We start from the raw sequence: 22,401 nt of genomic DNA, 5'->3' as shown, positions 1-22,401 counted from the left end.
CTTCCGGAGTAATGTCATGAGTCTCACTGGTGCTCTTTCCTCGGCGATCTCGGCGCTCAATGCGCAGAGCCAGTCGTTGGCAATGATCTCCGACAACATTTCCAACGCCGATACCACGGGCTACAAGACCACGTCGGCGATGTTCCAGGATCTGGTGACCGCGTCGAACAGCGCCACCTCATATACGTCCGGCGGCGTCACGGTGTCCGGCCGCGCCAACATCACCCAGCAGGGCTTGCTGTCCGCGACCACCAACGCCACCGACGTCGCGATCCAGGGCAGCGGCTTCTTCGTCACCACCAACGCGACGTCCGGCGGCACCACCTCCTATACGCGCAACGGTGCGTTCACCACCGACAATCTGGGCTACCTCGTCAACAACGGCAATTACCTCGAGGGCTGGCGCACCGACGCTGACGGCAACATCATCGGCAATGCCTCCGCCGCGAGCCTTGGTCCGATCAATACGCAGGTGGCTTCCACCAGCGGCAGCGCCACCACCAAGACCACGGTCGCGGCGAACCTGCCGGCCGATGCCGCGGTCGGTGCGACCTTCAATAGCTCGATGACGGTCTACGATTCGCTTGGCACGGCAAGCACGATCCAGATCGATTGGAAGAAGACCGCCGACAACAGCTGGCAGGCCAGTTTCGAGACGCCAAAGCTCGCCTCGGACTCCACGACAGACAGCGCCAACGCGATCACCGATACGGTGGATATCACCTTCAACAGCGACGGCTCGCTCGCCTCGACCAGCCCCAGCCCTCCCGTCATATCGGTGACGGGTTGGAAGGATGGGGCGGCCGACAGTTCTGCCGCCAATGGCACGGCCATCACGCTCAATCTCGGCACGGCTGGCAAAACCGACGGCCTCACGCAGTATTCGTCAGGCGAGACCACGCCGGCCGTCGACCTTACGAGCATCACGTCGGACGGTCTGCCCTATGGCAAGCTGAGCAGCATTTCGATCGGCAAGGGAGGCGTGGTCGACGCCACCTACTCCAACGGGCAGACGATCGCGATCTACAAGATTGCGGTCGCGACCTTCAGCGATCCCAACGGATTGAGCGCGGCCAGCGACGGCATGTACTCCGCGACGGCAGCTTCCGGCAACGCCACGCTGCAGACCTCGGGCACCAACGGCGCCGGCACGATCTACGGCAGCGAGCTGGAGTCGAGCACCACCGATACCAGCGGCCAGTTCTCCAACATGATCTCGGCGCAGCAGGCCTATTCGGCGGCCTCGCAGGTGATCACCACAGTCGACAAGATGTTCGATACGCTGATCTCGGCGGTGTCGCGATGATGACCGACAAGCGGAATGACCGCTTGCTGGTCAGGCTTCAGCGGCTGAAGGCGAAGGCCGCTGCGGTTCGGCCGGACGACCGGGCGCAGCTCCGTGCGTTGCTCGACGATGTGGGAACGTTGCGGGACCAGCTGATGCGCGAATGCGCTCGGCTCGACCATGAACTCAACCGGGCCACGGTCCGGGTAACGGCGATCACCGCGTACGGGCGCAGCGCACAATCAGTTCGCGCCCTGCGTCGCGGACACTAGCTTGAACGGGAGCGATGACATGACACCGGAACGCAACATCAAGATCAATCCCGCGGGCAATGACGAGCGCGCCAGGTCGTTGATCGCGCTGATCGACAATCTGATCGCGATCGTGAACGAGGAGAATGTCGAGCTCGCCAAGGGGCTGCCGGCCTCGCGGCTGAAGCAGGTCGACGAGAAGCACCGCCTCGCCACCCTGTTCGAGCAGTGTGTGGCGGAGGCGGTCGGCAAGACCGCAAACCTCAACGTCCAGGATCGTGTGCTGCGGGAGCAACTGATGGATCGGATCCTGAAGCTTCGGATGGCGATGGACGAGAACGTGATGCGGTTGCGGGCGGCGATCGATGCGAGCAACCGCAGGATCGAGGCGATCATGCAGGCAATCCGCGAGCAGATCGCCAACGTATCGCCCTATGGTGCCGGCGGCCGTCGCGTCACGCCCGCGATGTCCTATGGCACCAACGTGCGGGCGTGATCGGGCCGGCGCCGGAGGGAGGTTGTCGTGTCGTCGCTCGATATTGCACGGAGCATCGCATTCAGCGGGCTGTCAGCCACGCAGGTGCAGATCAGCGTAGCCTCGGCCAACATCTCCAATGCCGACACCAAGGGCTATACCGCGAAGACCGCCAACCAGAGCAGCAGCGTCACCTCTGGTGTCGGGACCGGCGTCACGATCACGGGGATCAGCAGCGCGGTCGACAAGCTGCTGCTGAAGTCGCTGGTCGGAGCCGATTCCGATCTCGGCGCCGCCGACACCAACAACAACTATCTGACCGAGCTCCAGCAGCTCTATGGCAGCACCTCGAGCAGCGACAGCTCCACGACAGGCACCTCGCTGGCGAATACGATCGCGGCATTCGAGTCGGCGCTGTCGTCGTTGGCGAGCACGCCGAGCAGCGCGTCGCTGCAGTCGAACGCCGGCAGCGCGCTTGCGGCCGTGACGACGCTGCTGCAGCAGACCTCGAGCGGCATCCAGAAGCTGCGCTCCAATGCCGACCAGGACATCGCCTCGTCGGTCAGCGACATCAATTCCGATCTGCAGCAGATCTCCGACCTCAACAAGCAGATCAAGCAGGAAGCGGCCGCCGGCCAGTCGACCGCCGATCTGGAGGACCAGCGCAACAGCGCGCTGCAGGATCTCGCGTCGATGATGAATGTGAGCTATTTTACCACGTCGAGCGGCGATCTGCAGGTCTATACCGGATCGGGGCAGGCGCTGGTCGATAGCACGGCGCATCCGCTGAGCTATACGGCGCTGCCCAGCGTCACGGCGTCCACGACATATAGCGCGGGATCGTTGAGCGGTTTCAGCGGCATCACCGTCAATGGGGTCGACGTCACCTCGCAGATCTCCTCGGGCAAGGTCAGCGCGCTGATTACCTTGCGTGACCAGACGCTGCCGGCGGCGCAGTCGCAGCTCGACGAGCTGGCCCGGCAGCTGACCGCGACCGTCAACGCGGTATCGAACCAGGGCGCGTCGGTGCCGCCGCCGGCGAGCCTGACCGGGACCGGCACCGTGAGCAGCACGACGCCGCTGTCGGCGACCGGCACGGTGCGCATCGCGGTTGCGGACAAGAGCGGCAATCTGGTGTCCTACCAGGACCTCGATCTGTCGTCCTACGCAACGGTCGGTGATCTCGCCACCGCGATCAACGGTATCTCGGGGCTGTCAGCTTCGGTCGATGCCAACGGACACTTGTCGATCTCGACGACCACATCCGGCAACGGCGTTGCGATCAACGAGATGACGAGCTCGGTCGGCAGTTCGGGCGAGGGCTTTTCGGATTACTTCGGGTTCAACGACCTGATCACCGGGACCGGCGCGTCCGACATCGCCGTTCGCAGCGACATCCTCAACGGCACGGCGGCGCTGCCGACGGCGACGCTCGATGCGTCGTCCACGATGACGGCCGGAAACTCGGTGCTGTCACCGGGCTCGGCGACGGTGGTGAACGCGCTCTCGAGCGCGCTGACGGGGTCGACCAATTTCGGCATGGCCGGCGGCCTCGGGGCGACCACCGGCTCTTTCACGGACTACGCGGCCGCCATCGTCGCCAACGTCGCCGGCAAGGCGACCCAGGCGTCGGCGGCCTACACCGCCAAGCAAACCGCGCAGTCGACATATGCGAATTCGCTGTCGTCGCAGTCCGGCGTCAACATTGACGAGGAATCCGCAAATCTGAGTGCGTTGCAGAACAAATACGCCGCCGCGTCCCAGATCATTACGGCCATCAACGCCATGTTCTCGGCGCTGATGACTGCGATGAGCGCCAGCTGAGCCCGAGGCCGTCGTCATGATGATGCGTGTTGCCACCTTTGCTCAGTCGGACCAGATGATATCAAACGCGCTGCGGGTGCAGGCGGTCATGGCCAACGAGCAGGTGCAGGAGTCCTCCGGGCTGCAATCCGAGGATTTCGGCGGCTATGGTTCCGGCGCCGGGCGCGTCATCAATTTGCAGGTGTCGGTGACGCGCGCGCAGTCCTATATCGATGCCGGCCAACTGGCCGGTAACAAGGTGCAGGTGATGTATTCGGCGGTCGGTTCGGTGACCGACATCATCACGCAGCTGCGGACCCAGCTCAGCGCGGCCACCACCGGCAGCGGCACGGCGACGGCATCGGTGATCAACTATGCCCAGCAGGCCATGGCGCAGATGCAGGGGCTGCTCAACACCCAGTATGACGGCGAATATGTCTTCAGCGGCGCCCGCACCGACACCGCGCCGGCGGATTTGTCGAGCTTCGACACCGGCACCGGATCGCTGACGACATCAGACGCCAGCTATTACAAGGGCGACAGCGAGATCGCGTCCGTACGCGTGTCGGACAGCCAGTCGATTTCCTACGGCGTCACCGCCGACAATCCGGCGTTCGAGCAGGTCATGCGGCTCTTGAAATTCGTCGGCAACAGCACGACGCTGTCGTCGAGCGACATCACGCAGGCGCTCGACCTCGCGAGCAATGCGCTGGATGCCACATCCACCGTGCAGGCAAAGTTGTCGGCCGCGGCGTCGCAGATCGAGACCGCCAGCACAAACCAGAGTGACTATCAGAATTTTGCGAAGACGCTGTCGACGGACCTCACCAGCGTCGATGTCGCGGCCGTGACGGCACAGCTTTCGACCTATCAGGCGCAGCTGACGGCGTCCTATTCGGCGATCTCCAAGATCCAGAGCATGAATCTGGCGAGCTATTTGCGATAGCTATCGCCGGCATCACCGGTTCAGGATCTTCAGCCAGACATCGCCGAGGATGATCGGCTCACGCGGCGGAAGCCAGGTGAGGCCGGCGGCCTTGCCGAGCTCCGCGATGGTGCCCTTGGCCTGCAGATCGGCGAGGACCTTGTTGACGGCTTCCAGCAGCGCCTTGTCGGTTTCGAGCGCAACGTAACCGCGGTTGGCGCCGATCGGATAATAGTAGCCCGAGGCCGTGATCCTGGTGTCCGGATGTTCAGCGCGGTAGGCGTCGAAGCGGCGCAGGTCGAGCAGCGTGGCGTCGAATTCGCCGCGTTCCAGTTCTCCGAGCAGGTCGCTGCGCCCCGGAACGAGGTGCGTGATGTCGTCGATCAGCTTACCCTTGTCAAAGGTCATCAGGATGGCGTCGCCCAGCGTGCCGCTTTCGATCGTCAGGCGAAGGCCGGCGAGATCGCCGATGCCGGTGATCTTGCGCTCCTTGAGCTTGTCCTTGGCCTTGGGACCGAGGACGATGGTCATCGGCGAATAGATGTAGGGCTGGCTTGGCGCCAGCACGCCGATCGGGATCCGCCGGCGGCGATCCTCGCGGGTGGCGCCGTCGAAGTCCGGCAGCTTGGCCGTCGTGACGCCGGGCGCCTTCAGCGAGTCCGTGGTAAGCGCGTAGCCGCCGACCAGCGAGCAGCGCCCGTCCGACAGCAGCGCATTGGCTTCGAGCGCCGGGCTCGAATCTTCGTCGAGCTTGCTCTCGAACCACTGGATCTTGAGCGGCCGTCCAAGTCGCTCGGCAATGGCCTGCGCGAGCGCGACGTCGAAGCCGGCATCGGGCTTGCCGCGATGATGCGCCGATAGCGGCGGCAGATCCTCGTCGAGGCATACCTTGAGCGGTTCGTCGGCGGCATGCGCTGCCGACGACAAAGCGAGAAGCAGGGCTGTCGCGGCGCCCGCAAGAAGAGCCCTCATTGGGTCCTCCGGCTCGACACGAAGGCCCAGACGTCGGCGATCTCCTGCTCGTTCAGGATGTCGACCCAGGGCGGCATCTTGCCGTTCTTGCCTTGCTTCACGGTGGTCACGAAGCGCGTCTTGTCGTCGGGAAACGCGCGCAAGTCCGGCGTGATGGTGCCGGAATTGACCATGTTGGGCCCATGGCAATGCGAGCAGTTCTTGGCGTAGGTGACCTTGCCCTGGTCGGCCTGACCCTCAAGGTCGATTGCGGTGGTTTGCTGTGCGGCGGCCGGAATCAGCATGATCACCGCCGCCGCGACGGCGGCGAAGATCGCCGCCGTCAACAGGGTTACTCGTTCAGTCACGTGTGCTCCGCGCTCAGTTCTTGACCGCGAAAACCCATAGCGAGCCGCCGGGTGGGACCTTGGCAAGCCGCTCGTCGCCCGAGAACAGCGAATAGACGCCGCCATAGCCGGAGGTGACGGCGACATACTGCACGCCGTCCTGCTGCCACGTGACGGGTTGTCCTTCGATGCCCGAGCCGGTCTGGAACTGCCAGAGCTTCTTGCCGGTATCGGCGTCGAACGCCTCGAATTCACCGGTCAGCTGACCGGAGAACACCACGCCGCCACCGGTGGAGAGCACGCCGGAGAAGCGCGGAATATCGCTCGGCGCTTCCCACTTCGCCTTGCCGGTCATCGGATCGATCGCCTTCAGATGGCCGCGCGGTCCGGTGCCCCATTCCCAGGGATCGGTGAGATCCATGCCGAGATACCATTCGCCCTGCTTGAACGTCACCGGCTCGGCCTTGTACTTGCCGCCGAACGCGAGCGTGTTGGCGTAGGCGAGGCCGGTCTGCGGATTGAACGACATCGGCTCCCAGTTCTTGCCGCCGAGGATCGACGGGTAGACGGTGACCTTCTTGCCTTCACGCGCATCCTTGGTGATGTCGGTCTCGATCGGCCGTCCGGTCTTCATGTCGATGCCGGTGGCCCAGTTGACGTTCACATAAGGATTGGCCGCGAGCAGCTTCCCGTTGGTGCGATCGAGCACGTAGAAGAAGCCATTGCGGTTGGCGTCCATCAGCACCTTGGTCGGCTTGCCCTCGACATTCATGTCGGCGAGCACCATCTCGGCCACCGAGTCATAGTCGAACGGATTGTTCGGCGAGAACTGGTAGTGCCACTTGATCTTGCCGGTCTTCGGATCGAGCGCCAGCACTGAGCAGGTGTAGAGGTTGTCGCCGGGACGCACCGCCGAGTTGAACGGTCCAGGATTGCCGATGCCCCAATACACCGTGTTCAATTCGGGATCGTAGGAGCCGGTGATCCAGGTCGAGCCGCCACCGAGCTTCCAGGTGTCGCCCTTCCAGGTGTCGCCACCGGGTTCGTCCGGGGTCGGGATCGAGTAGGTACGCCAGAGCTTCTTGCCGGTGGCGGGATCCCAGCCGTCGATGAAGCCGCGGGTGCCGAACTCGGCGCCCGAGATGCCCGTGATCACGACGCCGTCGGCAACCAGCGGGGCCACCGTCATCGAGTAGCCTTCCTTGATATCCGCGGCCTTCTGGCGCCACAGCTCCTTGCCGGTCTTGGCATCGAGCGCGATCACATTGGCGTCGAGCGTGGTGCGGAACACCTTGCCGTCATACAGCGCAGCACCGCGATTGATGATGCCGCAGCAGACGATACGCGGCGTCTCGGCGGGATACTCGACCTTGGTCTTCCAGATCTGCTTGCCGGATTTGGCGTCGATCGCGATCGTGGCGTTGTGCGTGGTGACGTAAATGACGCCCTGGTAGACGAGCGGCTGCGATTCCTCGCTGCGATCGTCGTTCAAACTGTAATTCCAGACCGGCACCAGATTTTTGACGGTGTCCTTGTTGATCTGGTTCAGCGTCGAGAAGCGTTGAAGATTGTAACCCATGCCGTAATTGAGAACGTTCGAAGTATCAGTCGCCCCCTTGACCAACTGCTCGTTGGTCTGGGCGCTTGCACCATACGATGCAAGAATCACAAGGCTTGCGGCCAGCGCAATGCGTCTCATCCTATCCTCCCAATGAATCTTTTTTCCGCACGCCTATTCCTGACGTTGCGGACGGAACCATCCGCCTGAAACCAAAACGGGTCAATACGAAAACGTGAACGAGCGCCCGCTAACCGCAAGAGACTGATCGAAAGCGTCAGGTCTTTCGCAGATGCGTTCGTGGCTTGCCGTCGCGTGGAATACGCTACACCAGCGCGGCCCGCCGTGATGCCGCGGCACGAACGGTCAGCTGGACGGCGTCGGGGGACAGACACTCGGCCGCGGTTTCGCGCCCCGCTTGTCCGGCGGCACATTGCAATTATCGATACGCTGCTCGTCGGTCCATTTGCGGCCGAGCCGCTCCTTGCCGGTGAGCACGCGCTGCTGGACCGCCTCCGCCGATGGGGCAGGGTGCCGGGTCTGCGCGGACACGGGCGCGATAAGACCGAATGCAACAAGGCAGCCCAATGCGTTCTTGCAAATGCTGGTCATGGGTCACCTCGCTCGTTGTGATGCAATCGCGAGCGCCACAGATGACCCGTGAGGCAATCGCTTTCCACCCGAAACCCGACAGGATTTCGCCGCGTACACGAACCGTGGGAAGCTCCGCTGAAGCTGCTATGGTAGGGTCCGATCGCAGGCGCTCCGTGTCTTCGCCGGAGCGGCACTTACGGGAGACGAACGATGATTTCGCGCCGATCGCTTGCGCTGAGTTTGGCCATTGCCATCCTGTCGGGGCCCGCCCTGGCGGCATCCAACCGCAAGGGCGCGCTGAAGATGCTTGATCCTGATAATGACGGTACGGTCGATCTCGCCGAAGCCAAGAAGGCTGCTGCCGACCTGTTCGCGAAGCTCGATCCCGACCATGACGGCACGCTCGACGCGCGCGAATTGCGCGGACGGCTGACCGCGAAAGAACTGGCCGCGGCCGATCCGGATCACGACGGCACCCTGACGCTCGACGAATACCTTGCGGTCGTCGAGCAGCGCTTCAAGGCCGCCGATCCCGACAATGACGGAACGCTGGATGCGAAGGAGTTGAACTCGCGCGCCGGCCGGGCCTTGCTGCGCCTGCTCAAATAGCTTGCCTTTCCGGCGCATCTTGCTAGGCGGATTGCCGGATATTGACGCAGGAATCCGCGCATAACAAAAAAGTTGCGAGTTCGCTCTTGGGCAAGACGCGGCTGGATGAATCGGGTCTCCTTACCCACGCGTCGCCGCCCGGCAGCCGGAAAATGCCCGACGGATCAATGTCGGAGTTCCCGATGCCGGGCAGATGTCAGCGAGCCGTCGTCCGCTTCGGCATGTCCAGCAGCGAAGTCGGGTCCTTACCCGGCCGGCTTGCGCCCTGGAAAAGGCAGCCCTAGCTTGCCGCGCGGCGCGAGGCTTGCGCCAACTTATGACTTGGGAGAAGGAAATGGCCTGGAAAACACCGAAGATCGTCGAAGTGCCGGTGGGCATGGAAATCAACATGTACGCCTGCGCAGCGCGCAAGTAATCTTAAGACAAGTAACGCGAGACAGCCTGCCCGGCTCGTGCAGCGCGCTGCATCGAGCCGGGCAGGCGTCTTTTGTCGAACGTGTCTTTCTCGGGCGCTGCGGCCGCTCGGACAGCTTCTCTCATACCCTTCCCACAAGACCTTGAGACCGACACCACCTGCGCGATTGGCGGGCCTAGCTGCTTTGTCCTACAGTGTGGCCTGAGGCGGTGGTGCGGGGACGATGAATCCAAAACTCAAGACCGGGCGTTGGGCGGGGATGCTGTGCGCGGCGATTGCCGGCATCGCGGCGGTGTTGCCGCCTGGCGCATATGCCGAGGACTTTGATACCGAGCACATCTTCGGCTTCATGATCGGCTCCGACGTGGGCAATGTCGGTGAGCGCGAATTCCAGAGCCAGACCACAGGGCGCTTCGCCAAGGACGGCGGCCGGTATCGCACGCTCAATCAGGAAATGGAGCTCGAGCTCGTGCCCGCGCAGAATTTTCGTGTCGAGCTCGGAACGTCATTCGGCGCATACGACATCAACCGCGTTCCGGGTCTTGACGATCGGCGCCAGCTGTCGTGGCAGAGCGTCTCGGTCGATTTCCGCTATCGCTTTCTGAATCGCGAGACGGCGCCCTTTGGCATGACGGTCGCGCTGGAGACGCGTGCCGATCGCGTCGACGAGACGACGGCCGCAGCCGTCCGTAGTTATGGCACCGAACTCACGGTCGCGTTCGACCGCGAGGTGATCCCGAATTTTGTCATCGCGGCCCTCAACCTAAGCTATGAGCCGGAATGGACGCGCACGCCGCGCACCGGCGCTGCGGATCAGGATGCCACCATCGGTGCCGCATTCGGCCTCATGGCCAGGGTGAAGCCGGATATCCTGATCGGCGGCGAAGCGCGCTATTTCAGGAAGTACGAGGGAATCGGCCTGGATGAACTGTCCGGGCAGGCGCTGTTCATCGGACCGACCGCCTATTTCCAGCTCTCCGAACGTTCACGCCTGACCGCGACATGGAGCGTCCAGGCCTGGGGGCAGCGGGCCGGAAGCAATGCCGCCCTCGACCTCGTCAATTTCGAGCGCCATCAGGCGCGGCTGGTGTACGGTTTGAACTTCTAGAGCGTGAAGCCTCCCGGACCGGGTTCCCCAACCTCTCACGGGGCTGTGAAACCCGGACGTGGCTGATTACGTATTTCGCCGTGTTATCTATTGCATGAGCACGCTTAGGGATCGCGCATGAACCCGATTGATCTGATCGTCACGGTATGTGCCGTGCTGTCGCCCGCCACCTGCGAGGAGCAGCATCTGGTGTTCAACTGGAACGGCTCGCTGCAGCAATGCGCCATGGCCGCGCCGCCTTACATCGCGCGGTGGGTCGGCGAACATCCGAAATGGACTGCGGTGCGCTGGCGTTGCGAATATCCGCACAGCAACGATCGGGCCGGCACGGGCGGCGAGCTGCCGGCGGGTTAGCCTTCCTATTTGTTGCAGTCCTTCAAGTCCTTGTCGGATACCGAAAACACGGCGTCGGCCTTGATCTCGATGTCGCGAACGAAGCACTGCCTGGCGCCGCTGTAGCCGACCTTGGCGTCGTAGCGGCCGGGCTCGACGCCGGTGATCCGCAGGCGCTCGTCATGGTCGACTTCCTTGTCCTTGTCGTTGAGCGTCTGGTTCGGACCCCACTCGTTCTTGCCTGCCGGCGACAGCGCGAAGCTCGAAATCGTGGCGCTGGTCAGATTCCACAGCCGAATGCCTTTGCCCTTGCTTTGGGCGAGCACCGTCGCCGGCAGCACAAGCGACGCAACACCAACAGCGATCAACGCGCGCGACATCCAGCCTCTCCTTTATGCTTCGTCCAAGGATGACGGCGTCTCACATATTTGCAAGGTCCAACTGTGAGAGTTGCCGCTTGATTTCGTCGATCTCGGGTTCGCCGCGCGTCGCGCGTGGTGCGGCAATGGTCTCGACGTGGAGGATTCGGGCCGGCCGCGATGACAGGAAGAACAGGCGATCGCCGAGGCGAACGGCGTCGTCGAGATCGTGGGTGACGAGCAAGGTCATCATTTTCCGGCTCGCCACCAGCGTCGCGACCTGGTCGCGCAGCCGCCCCGCGAGCGCATTGTCGAGCGAGGCCAGCGGCTCATCGAGGATCAGGAAATCGGGCTCGATGGCGAAGGCGCGGGCCAGCGCGACGCGGCGGGCGAGGCCGAGCGACAGCTCCGCGGGAAAATGGTTGCGGTGCGCGCCCAGTTCGAGCACCTCGAACAGCGCAGAGAGCGTGCTGTCGTCGACATGCGGCGCGGCCAGCCGCACATTTTCCTCGACCGTGCGCCAGGGCAACAGCCGCGGCTCCTGGAAGACCATGCCAAGGCGCATGCCCGGCGACCGCGCGACATGGCCCCGGTAGTTGGCGTCGAGCCCGGCGAGGATCCGGAGCAAGGTGCTCTTGCCGCAGCCTGACGGGCCGAACAGCACGCCGACCTCGCCAGCGTTCAGCGTGAAGGTGACGTTGTCGAGCACGTCGTGCCGCTTCCCGGCCGCGCTCTCAAAACTCTTGCCGGTGATATTGACTTCAAGCTGCACGGAGCCGCCACCGCGTTAGCCTGGTTTCAAACGGCTGCACCAGCAGGGTTTCGATGATGAGCACGACACCCGCAAAGCTCAGCGAATAGGCAAGCAGCAAGGGGATGTCGAACAGCTGGAAGGCAACCCCGATCTCGAAGCCGACGCCGTTCGGCCGGCCGAGATATTCGGCGACCAGCACGATCTTCCAGACCAGCGAGAGCCCGGAGCGCGCAGCGGCCGCGATGTAGGGCGCAAGCTGCGGCAGGATCACATGACGGAAGGCGCGGCCGCGCGGAAAAGAAAACGCTGTCGCCATTTCGTCGAGCGCAGGATCGAGCGCGCGGGCGCCTTCGCGCAGGGTGACGACGGCGGTCGGCAGTTTGTTGATGGCGATGGCGGCGATCGCGGCGACCTCGGTCAGCCCGGCCCAGATGTAAGCGAGCACGATGACGACGAGCGCGGGCAGGTTGAGCAGCAGGATCAGCCAGGGATCGCCAAGGCGATTGGCAAGCGAGACGCGGCCCATCAAATAGCCGATCGCCGAGCCGAGCGCCATGGCAAGGGTGAAGGCCAGCGCGACCCGGGCCAGGGTTGCGCCGAGATTGACGAACAGCGCGCCCGATCGGGCTTCGGCGACGAGCACCGACAGCACCGCCGGCGGCGCCGGCAGCTTCGCATCGCCGATCAGGAGAGAGGCAATCCACCAGGTCGCGATGAACAGCGTGAATGAGAGGAGACGCAGCACCGCTAGTCTCCCGGGATCGCTTGGTAGAAGGTGCCGGGATCGAGCTCGGTTGCCGTGCCGACCAGATCGCGGCCGCCGAGCTGCGCCAGCACCCGGTAGAGCACGCGCGCATCGGCCTCTTCGTCCGCGATCGGACGGCGCGGGATGCCTTCGCGGTAGCGCTCACGATAGGCATGCAGGGTTGCGGGATCCTGCGCGCCGGTGAGCGGCGCGATCGCGTCCCATTCGGAATCCGAGGTCGCCAGAATCTCTTTCGCCGCGCGGGTCACCGCGATGAAGCGGGCCACCAGATCCTTGTTGGCATTGGCCCAGGCTTCGTCGAACACGTAGCCGATCATGGCGATGCGGCCCTTGCTGCCGAGCTTTTGCAGGATCTCTTCCATCCCGGCGAGCCGGCGAAAGCCCTTGGCTTCGAGCGCGGCGCAGAAATTCCAGTAATTGAGCGTCGCGTCCATCTCGCCGCCGAGCGTCTTGGCGGCGAGCAGCGGCGGCGCGCCGTAGACGATGGTCGCCTGCGACTTCAGGTCGATGCCGTCCTGCTTCGATGCGGCTTGCAGCAACAGCCAGTTCTTGTCGATCGCCCCGCCGGCAATAGCAAGCTTCCGCCCCTTGAGGTCCGCGAGCGTTTTGACCGGCGAGGAGGCCGGGACCATCACGGCGCCCAGCGCGCTCGAATAGGGATAGAATTGCAGCTTGGCGCCGAGCGACCGCTCGCGCGACACCCAGGGCCAGTCCGATACCATCACGTCGGCCGTGCCGGCGCGCAGCGCGATCTTGCCGGCCTCGGGGCTGGCCAACTCGACGACGTCGATCGACAGATTGGCCTTCTTGTCGAGACCATGGGAGCGAATGACGGCCAGTTCCCAGGCCAGCGTTCCGGTCTTCTGCGCTGCAACGCGGATGGTCTGCGCGTAGCACGAGGTGCCGAACTGCATGACCGCCAGAACTGCCGCAGCCAACACCGTGCGTACAGAGATGATCATCGTTTCTTGAGCCACTTCCCCGAATGTTTTCTTTTCTGATCAACATCCATAGCATAGCTTGCGGAAAGAGAAGAGGAAGCAGGACCATGGCAGGAGCTGGCATGCTACGACCGATTGTCGCCATCCTGGTGCTTGCCGGGACGGCCGTCAGCGTGCGGGCCCAGGAGATCAACGACTATCCGACCTCGGCGCGGGCGGAATATGTGTTCGGCTGCATGAAGGCCAATGGCGAATCCCGGCAGTCGATCGAGCAATGTTCCTGCTCGATCGACGTCGTCGCCTCGATCATCCCCTATGATCGCTATGTCACCGCCGAGACCGTGCTGAGCATGGCGCAGGTGCGGGGCAATCTGGGCGGCCAGTTCCGCTCGTCCGAGCAGGCCGCGAACGCGCTCAACGACCTCAGGCGCGCCCAGGCCGAAGCCGAAGTCAGGTGCTTCTAGAGCATGATCCGAAAAAGTGCGAAGCGGTTTTCCGGAAAGATCATGCTTAAATACCGGGCTAAGGCGCGATAGCGATCCAACCTGATCTCATTGCATTTTGCGTCCGTCGTGAGATCGCGAGGCGTCAGGTGCCGGGATTCTCGACCTTCCATTCGTGCTCGAAGATATGCCCTTCGGTGTCCTTGGCTTCGGCACGGAAGCGCTTGGCGCCATTCGAGACGTAGGTGAAGCGGATATTGGGATCCTCGGAAATCGAGATTCCGCCCTCCATCGCCAGCACCGGACTGTCGTCCTGCCAGATGTGCAGCTCGTTGACGAAGAAGGCCGGGATATAGAGCTGCGTGACCTGGTCCATCTGCAGGCCTGAATTATTCGGATGCCCGATCATGATCTGGGCTTCCCGCGTGCTGGTCGCAGGTCCCTGTTCGGACTTGGTGAATTGCCGGTAGCGCATCTGGCCGAGGCGGTTCCTGGCTTCCTCGACGTTCTTGCCGGCCGGCGCCGAGCAGCCGCCGGAGGCTTTGACATAGATCTTGCTCACATAGAGCTTGCCGTCGCTGAGCTCCGCGACGGCGTGCACATTGGTGTAGTTGTTGACGCGGACACGGGTCGAGATCTCGGTGACGTTGGCGGCCGGCCCCAGCGTGAACTTCGCGGCCATCGGCGCCGGATTCTCGTCGATCACAAGCGTGATCGCGACGACGCGGCGGCTGTCGCTCGGCTGCAGCTTGGTGCGCAGCGTCACTGGCACGATCGCGGCGTCTTCCGCGCGCATCGGCATCTCGATGCCGATGACATCATTGCCGTCATTCATCGGGCGGTTGCTGAAGATGTCCTGGACAAGACCCGGCCAGGGATCATAGGCCTCCGCGGCGGGCGCAGCCGGTGTGCCCAGCGCGATCGTGAGCAGGCTTGCGATGCAAAGCAGGCGGGCGCGATGTCCGGTCATGTTCGCGAAATCCTATGCAGCCGCGTAAGTATAGGACGAACAGCTATTCCCATTCAATTTCCGAGAATGCTGCAGTTGCGTTGCGGGCGTTGTAATCGTCGAACAATTGCCAGCGCGGCCGCTCGGCGGCTGCCGCGTGCTCCGCCGCGGCCGTGATCGGCTTGCCGCTTGCGACCAGTGCGCGCACATCCGCGGCCAGCACCCCAAGATAACGGCGCTCGTCGGCAAGCGCAGCCGGCCACGCGCTCACGGGTCCGTGACCGGGAACAACACGCTCGGCGGAGATCGCCGCGAGCTCGTCGAGCGCACGCAGCCAGCCCTTGAGGCTGCCGTCGACCACGGGAATATGGATGAGAAACACCATATCGCCGGAGAACAGGGTTCTGGTTTGCCCGTCGAGGACCGTGAGGTCGTTGTCGCTATGGGCGGGCGGCCACGCTTTCAGGGTGAGGGCCCGGCCGCCGAGGTCGAGCTTCAGCGTGTCCGCGACCAGCACAGTCGGGGGGATGATCTTCACTTCGTCGATCAGCTCATCGCCCATGGTCCGGCGAAACCCGTCGAGGTAGAATTGTCCGCGCGCGGCCAGCGCGCGTGGCAGAGACTTATGGCCGACGAAGCTGGTCCCGTCACCGACGAAAGCCGCATTGCCGAAGCTGTGATCCGGATGCGCGTGGGTGTTGATCACGTAGCGGATCGGCTTGTCGGTACGGCTGCGGACCGCGGCGAGCAGCTGTCGTCCTTCGCGGACGCTGCCGCCGGTGTCGATGACCGCAACGGCACTGTCGCCGATCACGAACCCCACATTGGCGATGGCGCCTTCGTTCTCGCGCGTCATCAACGCGGTGACCCCGGTGTGAACGAATATTCCGGGAGCGACTTCGCTTACAGGCAATTCCACCTCTTGCGCCCGCGCTATGGTCGGCGCCCAAAGCATCAGGAGCAGCGCAAGCACCGAACCGCCATGAGCCATGTTTCCGCCTCAGTTACTCCGGGACGCGCGATCGATGTCGTCGCGTTCCAGTTTGCGCTGCAGCAAGCAGCGCGGCGTGGTCGCGATCATTATTCCTGTTGCACGTCATGGTGCGCCGGGCAATTGCTGGATGGCGGCGATCGATCCGATCAAGAGGAGACCGCGTAATGAGAATTGTCGGATGCCGTCCTGTTCTGCTCGCGCTTGTCGGCTTCATCGCCTGTCTGGCCGGCCGCGACATCGCGCGCGCGCAGGTCAATGATCAGGGCGAGCTTTCCATCGAGCTCATCGATGCCCGCGTGCTGCGCATCTGTGCCGATCCCCGCAACCTGCCGTTCTCGAACGACAAGGGCGAGGGGTTTGAGAACAAGATCGGCGAACTGCTGGCCGGGAAGCTGCAAAAGAAGCTCGACTACATGTTCTTTCCGCAGGCGACCGGCTTCGTGCGGATGACGCTCGGTGCGCATCGCTGCGACGTGATCATGGGCTTTCCGCAAGGCGATGACCTCGCGCAGGGCACCAATCCCTATTACCGCACAGCCTATGCGATCGTCGCGAAGCCGGGCAGTGGGCTCGATGAGGTCACGACGCTCGAGGACCAGCGGCTGAAAGGCAAGCATATTGGCATCGTGGCGGGAACGCCGCCCGCGACCAACATGGCCATCAACGGTCTGATGACCAATGCGAAGCCTTATCCGCTGATGATCGATACGCGCTACGATTCGTCGGGCCGAGGCGATGATGAACGATCTCGCCAAGGGTGAGATCGACGCCGGCATCCTGTGGGGACCGATGGCGGGCTTCTACGCCAAGAAGGCCAACCCGCCGCTGCACATCACCCCGCTGGTCAAGGAGACCACGGGACCGAAGCTGATCTATCGCATCGGCATGGGCGTGCGGGCGTCCGACCAGAACTGGAAGCGCCAGCTCAATCGCCTGATCCAGGAGAACCAGCCCGAGATCAACAAGATCCTGCTCGACTACGGCGTCCCGCTGCTCGACGAGAACGACCGTCCAATCGGGCCGGAGACCGCGACCAAATCACCATGATCAGGCTCGCGGCCATGCTTGCGGTGATGCTCGTCGCCGCTTCGCCTGTCCGCGCGCAAGACCCACCCGCAGAGCCGGAGGGCTATCGCACCGAGGACTACCGCGCTCCGGTGCCGGTGACGCTTGCCGGCGCACGGGTGCTCACCACCGCGGAAGCGGAAGCGATCTGGCGCGACAAGTCCGCCGCCTTCGTCGACGTGCTGCCGCGTGCGCCGAAGCCAAATCTGCCCGCCGGCACGGTGTGGCGCGAACGGCCGCACCTCAACATTCCCGGCAGCATCTGGCTGCCTGACACCGGCTACGGCAAGCTCGCCGCGCCCACGGAGGACTACCTGCGACGCGGGCTGGTCCGCGCCTCAGGCGGCGACGCCACCAGATTGCTCGTGATCTACTGCCAGGAGAATTGCTGGATGTCGTGGAACGCGGCCAAGCGCGTGCTGTCCTACGGCTACCGCAACGTGGCGTGGTATCCGGAGGGAACTGACGGATGGGAGCGTGCCAAATTGCCGCTGGCGGATGCCGAGCCCGAGCCGCGCGAGGGAGAGCAGTAAGCCCGGCCTCGCGCGCCACGTGGGCCGTTACTTCAGCTTGTCGAGCTTGTTGATGGTCTTGCCGCCGTCGCTGTCCGTTGTGGTGAACGAGACCTTGTCACCGGCGTGGAAGGCCTCCAGCGATTGTCCCTTCGGCACCTTGTATTCCTGGATCGCGCCGCCGGACGCGCCCACTGTGCCGCCTTGCGTCTGCTGGATCGAGATGGTTCCACTCAGTCGGTCAATCTTGGTGACCATTCCCGACATGGATTGCTGGGCCAAAGCCGCTGTGGTGACCAGGCTTGCGGCGGCAAGGCTGGTCATGACGATCTTGGCTGCTTTCATGGAGGTCTCCCAAGTTCAGATATAGTTGGAGACAACGAGCGGGCAGTGCAGTTTGTTCCGGATCGGCGTGGCCCAACAGACTGTTACCCAAAAGACCGTCAAAACGGCGCGTTGACGATCCCGGGGCGTTTGGTCGCAGGCCTCAATCGAGCTCCTGCTGGATGGTGCGGCCGAGCGCGAACAGGCGCTGATCGATGGCGGTCGGCACCTCGCAGACGAATTTCACCACGCGCCCGCGGTCCTCGAAGATGCGGGTCTCCCAGACCAGCTGGTTGCCGAGCTCGTCGACCTTGGCCTGGTCCGGCGGTGTCGCGTCCTGCAGCGCCTGCAGCTTGAGCGTGTCGTCGCGGATCTTCTCCGCGGCTTCGCGCTGCTTGCGCATCACGCGCTCGAGCCCGTTCATGACCGAGGCGCGCTGTCCGTTCAGCGTATCGAACAGACCGGCAAACAGCAGTTTTCCCGCATTCGCCTTGTCGGCCGCGGCAGCTGACAGGAATTCGGTGATTTCCTTCTGCGCTTCTTCGAGCGGAACGCGGCGCGCCGCGAGCTTGATCGCGAGCGCGCTGACTTTCGGGTCGTCCTTCCACTTGGTCTCGGCATCGCCGAGCGGCGGCCCGGCCCAGACTGCGGCGAGCGAGATCTCGGGCACCTTGGCCTGTTGGCAGGGCCAGTCCGGATAGCGCGGGTCGGCAGCCGATGCGGCCTGGTTCGACAGAACCATCGCGAGCAGCGCGCCCAGTCCTGTTCGCCAGCCTGTCATGCCTCGCCTCCGCCGGGTCCGCGGCGCACCAGGCCGCGCGATGGATCGTAAGCCAGGATCGCGCCGATCATGAAGACGACGGTGCAGCCGCCGACCACCGCGAGCGAAACCCAGTTCATCTTGCCGTACAGTGCAAACCGGATCAGCTCCACCGCATGCGTGAACGGATTGCACTGGCAGATATAATACAGCATCGGGCTGCCTTCCTGCACGCGCCACAGCGGGTAGAGGGCCGACGATGCGAAGAACATCGGGAAGATCACAAAGTTCATCACGCCGGCGAAATTTTCCAGCTGCTTGATGCTGGCCGAGATCAGCATGCCCAGCGCGCCGAGCATCAGGCCCGACAGCACCAGCGCCGGAAGCACGGTGAGGTAGCCGATGGTCGGCGGCGAGATGTCCCAGAACCACGCGATGACAAGGAAGGCATAGACCTGGAGCAGCGACACCGCCGTGCCGGCAAGCAGCTTGCAGAACAAGAGATAGCTGCGCGGCAGCGGGCTGACCAGCAGCGTGCGCATGTTGCCCATCTCGCGGTCGTAGACCATCGACAGTGAGGATTGCATGCCGTTGAACAGCTGGATCATCGCCATCAGCCCGGGCGCGATATAGACCTCGTAGAGGATGTAGGTCTCGTAGGGCGGGATGATCGAGATGCCGAGCACCTGCCGGAAGCCGGCCGCGAAGATGAACAGCCAGACCAGCGGCCTGACCAGCGCCGACACGAAGCGCTCGCGCTGATGCAGGAAGCGCAGCGCTTCGCGCCACACGATGCCGTTCAGGCAGACGATGTATTCCGACAGCGAGAAGCCGCTTCGCTCAGGCGTAACCGTCGTGCTGGTCATGACGGCGGTCTCCCCGCGAGTGTTGCCGTTCCGGTCAGGCGCATGAACGCGGTGTTGACGTCCTGGGCGCCGGCGTCGGTGATCACCCGTGACATCGGGCCGTGCGCCAGCATTCGGCCCTGATGCAGCACGACGAGGTCGTCATTTGGCATGATCTCGTCGAACAGATGCGTCGCCCAGAGCACGCCGATGCCCTGTTCGGTGACGAGCTGCCGGACATGGTCGAGAATGTCGGCGCGCGCCTTGACGTCGAGCCCGACCGTGGCCTCGTCGAGCAGCAGCAGCCGGGGCCGGTGCAGCAGCGCGCGGGCGATCTCAAGCCTTCGCATCTGGCCGCCCGAGAGATCGCGCACCTTGCTGGCGGCGCGGTCGGCAAGCCCGATGCGGCCGAGCACCTCGGCGCTGCGCAGCCGCGCCTCGCGCCGCGAGATGCCGTGCAGCGCGGCGTGATACAGCAGGTTCTGCGTCAGCGAGAGGTCGAGATCGAGCGTGCGCGGCTGGAACACCACGCCCATCAGCCGCAGCGCTTCACCCGGCGTCCGGCTGATGTCGTGGCCGAAGATCTTGATCTGGCCGTTCTGGATGCCGAACAACCGCGTCACCAGCGAGAACAGCGTGCTCTTGCCGGCGCCATTGAGACCCAGCAGCGCGGTGAAGCTCGCAGGCTGGACCGTGAAACTGACATCGATCAAAGCGCGGCGCGGACCGTAGCTGTGGCTGACATTGCCGATCGACAGCGCCGGCTGCACGGCCGCGGCTGTTCCAGGGCCTGCATCCGGCGAGAGCTGGTTCGCGATATGGGCGTCGGTTGAGGTCATGGCTGCGCGATCGTGATCCCCCAGGGCAGTTCGCCGACCTGAATGGTCTTGATCACCTTCTGGGCCGCGACGTCGATCACCGAGACGTCGTTGGAGACGCCGTTGGTGACCAGCAGATATTTTTCGTCCGGGGTGAAATCCATGTGCCAGACCCGCTGGCCGACCAGGAGATATTTGAGAACCTTGTGGCTCGTGCCGTCGACCACGGCAACGCGGTTGGCGGGGCCGAGCGCAACGAATGCGGTCTTGCCGTCCTTGGTCATGCCGATGCCGACTGGCTGGATCGCCTCGTTGCGCAAGCCCGGAATTTCGAAGGTGATCTTGCCGGTCACCTCGCGCTTGACCGGATCGATGATCGACACCGTGCCGCCGATCTCGGAGGAGACCCACAATTCGGAACCGTCGCGCTTGAACTGGGCGAAACGCGGCCGCGAATCGACCAGCACATTGGCGACGATCTGGCGCGTCGACGTATCGATGAAATGCGCCATGTTGGTGGTCTCGGACGTGTTGATCAGGATCTTGCCGTCCGGGCTGATCGTCATGCCCTCAGGCTCGACGCCGACCTGGATGTCGCCGATCCGGGCGCGCTTTTCGAGATCGATCACGGTGACCGTGTTGTCGTTCTCGTTGGCGACATACATGGTCTTGCCGGCGGCATCCTGGGTGAACAATTCGGGGTCGGGACCGGAGGGCAGGGTGTCGACGATCTCCTGGGTCTTGGTATCGATCACCTGGATCGTGTCGTCGTCGCCGACCGCAACCATCACGAACTTGCCGTCACGCGAGAACTCGATGCCGCGCGGCCGCTGGCCGACCTTGATGGTTTTGGTCACCGTCCAGCTGTTGGTGTCGATCACCGTGACGGTGTTGCCCTTCTCGTTGGAGACGTAGGCAACGAAGGCGGACGCCGGTGTCGCGGCAAGCCAAACGAGCATCCCGGTCAACAGACAGCGGCGCCACATGCGTATCATCTCCCTCACTGCAGCTTGCACTTCGTTTCAGGCCGGTCAACTCCGAGCGTGTCGAGTTCGGAGACCTGATGCAGGAAACCTTCCTGCGGCGAGACCGAAACGACCATACGACCATCGGCCAGCAGGATCGGCTGGCGGAGTTGCAGATTCCAGTCTCGCAGGGTCAATCGCGTGCCCTTGAAGGCGGCAATCGAGAAATCCTTGCCCTTGAGGAAGGCGATAACCTTCTTGGGGTCTCCCGAATTGGTGCGCGATGTGGCTTCCCCGATCATGCGCGCGGCAGTCCAGGCCTGCATGTCGAGCGCCGTCATGCGGCGCATGTTCAGCTTGATGAAGCGGTTCTGGATCTGGACCGCGCCCCACTGGTCATGCGCCGCGTCCCAGCTGGTCGGCACGAGACCCGCCGAGCCCGCCACCGGACGCGGGTCCCAGGTGCGGTACGGCAGATAGTTCGCGAACACCTCGCTCTCGTCGGCGGCGACCAGCACGTCGTAAGCCGGCGCCTGCTGGGTGAACACCGGCATCTGGCGCTGGATCAAGGTCACGCCGCTGTCGGTGCGGCGCGCGCCGCCAGTGTCCTCGAAGGTCCGTTCCTGGACGATCTTGGCGCCGAAGCGGGTCGCGGCGCGGCGCAGCGCGTCGGCGTAAAGCTTGTCCTGATCATGCGAGCCGACCACCAGCAGCCAGCGTTTCCACTGCTTCCACACCAGATATTGGCCAAGCGCATCCGCCAGCATCGAGCGGGTGGGTGCGATGTGGATGACATTGGCGCGGCAGTCCTGCTCGCGCAGCCGATCGTCGATCGCGCCGGCATTGAGCAGCACGGTGCCGCGGTCGCGCAGCGCGTCGGCGACCTTGAGCAAGGCGTCGGCGGGCAGGTCGGTGATGATATAGTCGTTGCGTCCGGCGAGGTCGGTCGCGACCTTGGCGACATCGTCGCTATCCTTGACCTTGACCTCGTCGAGCACGAAGCGCTGGTTGACGAATTTGCCGGTCGTGTTGTTGTCCTCGATCGCAAGGCGCGCGCCTGCGATGCCGTCATTGTCGGCGGGCTGCTCGACCAGCGAGAGCGTCGATTTGACGCCGGCATGACCGAGATAGCCGATATGAACCTCGACGGGATCAGCCGCCAGCGCGCCGGTCGCCACCATGCTGAGCGCGATCGTGCCGATCAGCCATCGCAACATAACTCCTCCCGCAGTCTTTTTTCACTCGGCATGGC

General features: G+C 63.8%; 27 protein-coding genes and 1 pseudogene. 12 read left to right on the top strand and 16 right to left on the bottom strand.

What is annotated here, in order from left to right:
• Window positions 1-16 precede the first annotated feature (16 nt).
• From flgE to ACVW1B_RS22510, 5 genes are read left to right on the top strand one after another with little or no spacing between them, the layout of a single operon-like run.
• Window positions 17-1,306 (top strand): flagellar hook protein FlgE, encoded by a 1,290-nt coding sequence (gene flgE / locus ACVW1B_RS22530; RefSeq protein WP_028340077.1) that lies wholly within the window; start codon window positions 17-19, stop codon window positions 1,304-1,306.
• Window positions 1,303-1,557: a hypothetical protein gene (locus ACVW1B_RS22525; protein ID WP_456780086.1), complete on the top strand. Its 255-nt coding sequence runs from the start codon at window positions 1,303-1,305 to the stop codon at window positions 1,555-1,557. The genes flgE and ACVW1B_RS22525 overlap by 4 nt, the downstream gene beginning before the upstream one ends.
• Window positions 1,558-1,576: 19 nt before the next feature.
• Entirely contained in the window at window positions 1,577-2,032 is a 456-nt protein-coding gene (locus ACVW1B_RS22520) for a hypothetical protein (protein ID WP_038379117.1), read from the top strand.
• A 27-nt stretch (window positions 2,033-2,059) separates the two neighbouring features.
• A complete protein-coding gene (flgK, locus tag ACVW1B_RS22515) occupies window positions 2,060-3,835 on the top strand; it encodes a flagellar hook-associated protein FlgK (RefSeq protein WP_456822273.1) in 1,776 nt (591 codons plus the stop codon).
• Window positions 3,836-3,851: 16 nt separating this feature from the next.
• On the top strand, window positions 3,852-4,760 hold the full coding sequence (locus ACVW1B_RS22510) for a flagellin (protein ID WP_456780088.1): 909 nt from the start codon (window positions 3,852-3,854) through the stop codon (window positions 4,758-4,760).
• Window positions 4,761-4,772: 12 nt separating this feature from the next.
• On the opposite strand, the gene ACVW1B_RS22505 is transcribed toward ACVW1B_RS22510, so the two are convergent.
• From ACVW1B_RS22505 to ACVW1B_RS22490, 4 genes are all read right to left on the bottom strand, one after another.
• A complete protein-coding gene (locus ACVW1B_RS22505; RefSeq protein ID WP_253607692.1) occupies window positions 4,773-5,711 on the bottom strand; it encodes a substrate-binding periplasmic protein in 939 nt (312 codons plus the stop codon).
• Window positions 5,708-5,995, bottom strand: a complete 288-nt coding sequence (locus ACVW1B_RS22500) for a c-type cytochrome (RefSeq protein WP_253609934.1) — start codon at window positions 5,993-5,995, stop codon at window positions 5,708-5,710. Before ACVW1B_RS22500 ends, ACVW1B_RS22505 begins: the two co-directional genes overlap by 4 nt.
• 76 nt (window positions 5,996-6,071) lie before the next feature.
• Window positions 6,072-7,736, bottom strand: coding sequence for a methanol/ethanol family PQQ-dependent dehydrogenase (locus ACVW1B_RS22495; RefSeq protein WP_018272901.1), 1,665 nt, complete (start codon window positions 7,734-7,736; stop codon window positions 6,072-6,074).
• A 225-nt stretch (window positions 7,737-7,961) separates the two neighbouring features.
• Complete coding sequence (locus ACVW1B_RS22490) at window positions 7,962-8,207, bottom strand: hypothetical protein (protein WP_225647641.1); 246 nt, start codon at window positions 8,205-8,207, stop codon at window positions 7,962-7,964.
• A 192-nt stretch (window positions 8,208-8,399) separates the two neighbouring features.
• On the opposite strand from ACVW1B_RS22490, the gene ACVW1B_RS22485 reads away from it, so the two are divergent.
• The 4 genes from ACVW1B_RS22485 to ACVW1B_RS22470 all read left to right on the top strand — a co-directional run bounded on the left by ACVW1B_RS22485 (window position 8,400) and on the right by ACVW1B_RS22470 (window position 10,675).
• Window positions 8,400-8,798 carry an EF-hand domain-containing protein gene (locus ACVW1B_RS22485; protein ID WP_456822272.1) on the top strand — a complete coding sequence of 133 codons (399 nt, stop codon included), beginning with the start codon at window positions 8,400-8,402 and terminating at the stop codon, window positions 8,796-8,798.
• A 334-nt stretch (window positions 8,799-9,132) separates the two neighbouring features.
• Entirely contained in the window at window positions 9,133-9,213 is an 81-nt protein-coding gene (pqqA, locus tag ACVW1B_RS22480) for a pyrroloquinoline quinone precursor peptide PqqA (RefSeq protein WP_009031067.1), read from the top strand.
• A gap of 223 nt (window positions 9,214-9,436) precedes the next feature.
• The gene (locus ACVW1B_RS22475) at window positions 9,437-10,321 is read left to right on the top strand and encodes a hypothetical protein (protein ID WP_375167067.1); all 885 of its coding nucleotides are present in this window, start codon (window positions 9,437-9,439) and stop codon (window positions 10,319-10,321) included.
• Window positions 10,322-10,438: 117 nt separating this feature from the next.
• Window positions 10,439-10,675: a hypothetical protein gene (locus tag ACVW1B_RS22470; RefSeq protein WP_168856069.1), complete on the top strand. Its 237-nt coding sequence runs from the start codon at window positions 10,439-10,441 to the stop codon at window positions 10,673-10,675.
• Window positions 10,676-10,680: 5 nt separating this feature from the next.
• Here ACVW1B_RS22470 and ACVW1B_RS22465 read toward each other — a convergent pair whose 3' ends face one another.
• Genes ACVW1B_RS22465 through ACVW1B_RS22450 form a run of 4 tightly spaced genes read right to left on the bottom strand, consistent with a single transcriptional unit; the run spans window position 10,681 to window position 13,447 of the window.
• The gene (locus ACVW1B_RS22465) at window positions 10,681-11,034 is read right to left on the bottom strand and encodes a hypothetical protein (RefSeq protein WP_057020572.1); all 354 of its coding nucleotides are present in this window, start codon (window positions 11,032-11,034) and stop codon (window positions 10,681-10,683) included.
• Between the two features lie 40 nt (window positions 11,035-11,074).
• A complete protein-coding gene (locus ACVW1B_RS22460; RefSeq protein ID WP_016847784.1) occupies window positions 11,075-11,785 on the bottom strand; it encodes an ABC transporter ATP-binding protein in 711 nt (236 codons plus the stop codon).
• The gene (locus tag ACVW1B_RS22455; RefSeq protein WP_057020570.1) at window positions 11,775-12,512 is read right to left on the bottom strand and encodes an ABC transporter permease; all 738 of its coding nucleotides are present in this window, start codon (window positions 12,510-12,512) and stop codon (window positions 11,775-11,777) included. Before ACVW1B_RS22455 ends, ACVW1B_RS22460 begins: the two co-directional genes overlap by 11 nt.
• Before the next feature lie 2 nt (window positions 12,513-12,514).
• Complete coding sequence (locus ACVW1B_RS22450) at window positions 12,515-13,447, bottom strand: ABC transporter substrate-binding protein (RefSeq protein WP_456781885.1); 933 nt, start codon at window positions 13,445-13,447, stop codon at window positions 12,515-12,517.
• Between the two features lie 149 nt (window positions 13,448-13,596).
• On the opposite strand from ACVW1B_RS22450, the gene ACVW1B_RS22445 reads away from it, so the two are divergent.
• Window positions 13,597-13,938: a hypothetical protein gene (locus ACVW1B_RS22445; RefSeq protein WP_371852187.1), complete on the top strand. Its 342-nt coding sequence runs from the start codon at window positions 13,597-13,599 to the stop codon at window positions 13,936-13,938.
• 124 nt (window positions 13,939-14,062) lie between these two features.
• Here ACVW1B_RS22445 and ACVW1B_RS22440 read toward each other — a convergent pair whose 3' ends face one another.
• Together ACVW1B_RS22440 and ACVW1B_RS22435 are read right to left on the bottom strand one after the other, a co-directional pair.
• Window positions 14,063-14,887: a quinoprotein dehydrogenase-associated SoxYZ-like carrier gene (locus tag ACVW1B_RS22440; protein WP_456780090.1), complete on the bottom strand. Its 825-nt coding sequence runs from the start codon at window positions 14,885-14,887 to the stop codon at window positions 14,063-14,065.
• 43 nt (window positions 14,888-14,930) lie between these two features.
• A complete protein-coding gene (locus tag ACVW1B_RS22435; protein ID WP_456780091.1) occupies window positions 14,931-15,857 on the bottom strand; it encodes a quinoprotein relay system zinc metallohydrolase 2 in 927 nt (308 codons plus the stop codon).
• Window positions 15,858-16,024: 167 nt separating this feature from the next.
• On the opposite strand from ACVW1B_RS22435, the pseudogene ACVW1B_RS22430 reads away from it, so the two are divergent.
• Together ACVW1B_RS22430 and ACVW1B_RS22425 are read left to right on the top strand one after the other, a co-directional pair.
• Window positions 16,025-16,907 (top strand): annotated as a pseudogene (locus ACVW1B_RS22430) (substrate-binding domain-containing protein).
• Window positions 16,904-17,458 carry a PQQ-dependent catabolism-associated CXXCW motif protein gene (locus tag ACVW1B_RS22425; protein WP_456822271.1) on the top strand — a complete coding sequence of 185 codons (555 nt, stop codon included), beginning with the start codon at window positions 16,904-16,906 and terminating at the stop codon, window positions 17,456-17,458. Before ACVW1B_RS22430 ends, ACVW1B_RS22425 begins: the two are co-directional and overlap by 4 nt.
• Window positions 17,459-17,485: 27 nt before the next feature.
• Here the strand turns inward: ACVW1B_RS22425 and ACVW1B_RS22420 are convergent, their stop codons facing one another.
• The 6 genes from ACVW1B_RS22420 to ACVW1B_RS22395 all read right to left on the bottom strand — a co-directional run bounded on the left by ACVW1B_RS22420 (window position 17,486) and on the right by ACVW1B_RS22395 (window position 22,366).
• On the bottom strand, window positions 17,486-17,782 hold the full coding sequence (locus tag ACVW1B_RS22420) for a copper-binding protein (RefSeq protein WP_456822270.1): 297 nt from the start codon (window positions 17,780-17,782) through the stop codon (window positions 17,486-17,488).
• A gap of 142 nt (window positions 17,783-17,924) precedes the next feature.
• Complete coding sequence (locus ACVW1B_RS22415; RefSeq protein ID WP_076834158.1) at window positions 17,925-18,542, bottom strand: hypothetical protein; 618 nt, start codon at window positions 18,540-18,542, stop codon at window positions 17,925-17,927.
• Window positions 18,539-19,387: an ABC transporter permease gene (locus tag ACVW1B_RS22410; protein WP_253607697.1), complete on the bottom strand. Its 849-nt coding sequence runs from the start codon at window positions 19,385-19,387 to the stop codon at window positions 18,539-18,541. Before ACVW1B_RS22410 ends, ACVW1B_RS22415 begins: the two co-directional genes overlap by 4 nt.
• Window positions 19,384-20,205: an ABC transporter ATP-binding protein gene (locus ACVW1B_RS22405; protein ID WP_253607698.1), complete on the bottom strand. Its 822-nt coding sequence runs from the start codon at window positions 20,203-20,205 to the stop codon at window positions 19,384-19,386. Before ACVW1B_RS22405 ends, ACVW1B_RS22410 begins: the two co-directional genes overlap by 4 nt.
• Window positions 20,202-21,179, bottom strand: a complete 978-nt coding sequence (locus ACVW1B_RS22400) for a YVTN family beta-propeller repeat protein (protein WP_253607699.1) — start codon at window positions 21,177-21,179, stop codon at window positions 20,202-20,204. Before ACVW1B_RS22400 ends, ACVW1B_RS22405 begins: the two co-directional genes overlap by 4 nt.
• 5 nt (window positions 21,180-21,184) lie before the next feature.
• A complete protein-coding gene (locus ACVW1B_RS22395; protein WP_456822269.1) occupies window positions 21,185-22,366 on the bottom strand; it encodes an ABC transporter substrate-binding protein in 1,182 nt (393 codons plus the stop codon).
• Between the last annotated feature and the right edge of the window lie 35 nt (window positions 22,367-22,401).

This window comes from Bradyrhizobium sp. USDA 4502 (assembly GCF_054063355.1).
The sequence above is the reverse complement of the archived record's forward strand: the minus strand, read 5'-3'. Positions and strand labels throughout refer to the sequence as shown.

Coding starts and splice junctions, on each gene's coding strand:
- flgE (WP_028340077.1), top strand. CDS start 17: ATGAGTCTCACTGGTGCTCTTTCCTCGGCGATCTCGGCGCTCAATGCG.
- ACVW1B_RS22525 (WP_456780086.1), top strand. CDS start 1,303: ATGATGACCGACAAGCGGAATGACCGCTTGCTGGTCAGGCTTCAGCGG.
- ACVW1B_RS22520 (WP_038379117.1), top strand. CDS start 1,577: ATGACACCGGAACGCAACATCAAGATCAATCCCGCGGGCAATGACGAG.
- ACVW1B_RS22510 (WP_456780088.1), top strand. CDS start 3,852: ATGATGATGCGTGTTGCCACCTTTGCTCAGTCGGACCAGATGATATCA.
- ACVW1B_RS22505 (WP_253607692.1), bottom strand. CDS start 5,711: ATGAGGGCTCTTCTTGCGGGCGCCGCGACAGCCCTGCTTCTCGCTTTG.
- ACVW1B_RS22500 (WP_253609934.1), bottom strand. CDS start 5,995: ATGCTGATTCCGGCCGCCGCACAGCAAACCACCGCAATCGACCTTGAG.
- ACVW1B_RS22495 (WP_018272901.1), bottom strand. CDS start 7,736: ATGAGACGCATTGCGCTGGCCGCAAGCCTTGTGATTCTTGCATCGTAT.
- ACVW1B_RS22490 (WP_225647641.1), bottom strand. CDS start 8,207: ATGACCAGCATTTGCAAGAACGCATTGGGCTGCCTTGTTGCATTCGGT.
- ACVW1B_RS22485 (WP_456822272.1), top strand. CDS start 8,400: ATGATTTCGCGCCGATCGCTTGCGCTGAGTTTGGCCATTGCCATCCTG.
- pqqA (WP_009031067.1), top strand. CDS start 9,133: ATGGCCTGGAAAACACCGAAGATCGTCGAAGTGCCGGTGGGCATGGAA.
- ACVW1B_RS22475 (WP_375167067.1), top strand. CDS start 9,437: ATGAATCCAAAACTCAAGACCGGGCGTTGGGCGGGGATGCTGTGCGCG.
- ACVW1B_RS22470 (WP_168856069.1), top strand. CDS start 10,439: ATGAACCCGATTGATCTGATCGTCACGGTATGTGCCGTGCTGTCGCCC.
- ACVW1B_RS22465 (WP_057020572.1), bottom strand. CDS start 11,034: ATGTCGCGCGCGTTGATCGCTGTTGGTGTTGCGTCGCTTGTGCTGCCG.
- ACVW1B_RS22450 (WP_456781885.1), bottom strand. CDS start 13,447: ATGCAGTTCGGCACCTCGTGCTACGCGCAGACCATCCGCGTTGCAGCG.
- ACVW1B_RS22445 (WP_371852187.1), top strand. CDS start 13,597: ATGCTACGACCGATTGTCGCCATCCTGGTGCTTGCCGGGACGGCCGTC.
- ACVW1B_RS22440 (WP_456780090.1), bottom strand. CDS start 14,887: ATGACCGGACATCGCGCCCGCCTGCTTTGCATCGCAAGCCTGCTCACG.
- ACVW1B_RS22435 (WP_456780091.1), bottom strand. CDS start 15,857: ATGGCTCATGGCGGTTCGGTGCTTGCGCTGCTCCTGATGCTTTGGGCG.
- ACVW1B_RS22425 (WP_456822271.1), top strand. CDS start 16,904: ATGATCAGGCTCGCGGCCATGCTTGCGGTGATGCTCGTCGCCGCTTCG.
- ACVW1B_RS22420 (WP_456822270.1), bottom strand. CDS start 17,782: ATGAAAGCAGCCAAGATCGTCATGACCAGCCTTGCCGCCGCAAGCCTG.
- ACVW1B_RS22415 (WP_076834158.1), bottom strand. CDS start 18,542: ATGACAGGCTGGCGAACAGGACTGGGCGCGCTGCTCGCGATGGTTCTG.
- ACVW1B_RS22410 (WP_253607697.1), bottom strand. CDS start 19,387: ATGACCAGCACGACGGTTACGCCTGAGCGAAGCGGCTTCTCGCTGTCG.
- ACVW1B_RS22405 (WP_253607698.1), bottom strand. CDS start 20,205: ATGACCTCAACCGACGCCCATATCGCGAACCAGCTCTCGCCGGATGCA.
- ACVW1B_RS22400 (WP_253607699.1), bottom strand. CDS start 21,179: ATGATACGCATGTGGCGCCGCTGTCTGTTGACCGGGATGCTCGTTTGG.
- ACVW1B_RS22395 (WP_456822269.1), bottom strand. CDS start 22,366: ATGTTGCGATGGCTGATCGGCACGATCGCGCTCAGCATGGTGGCGACC.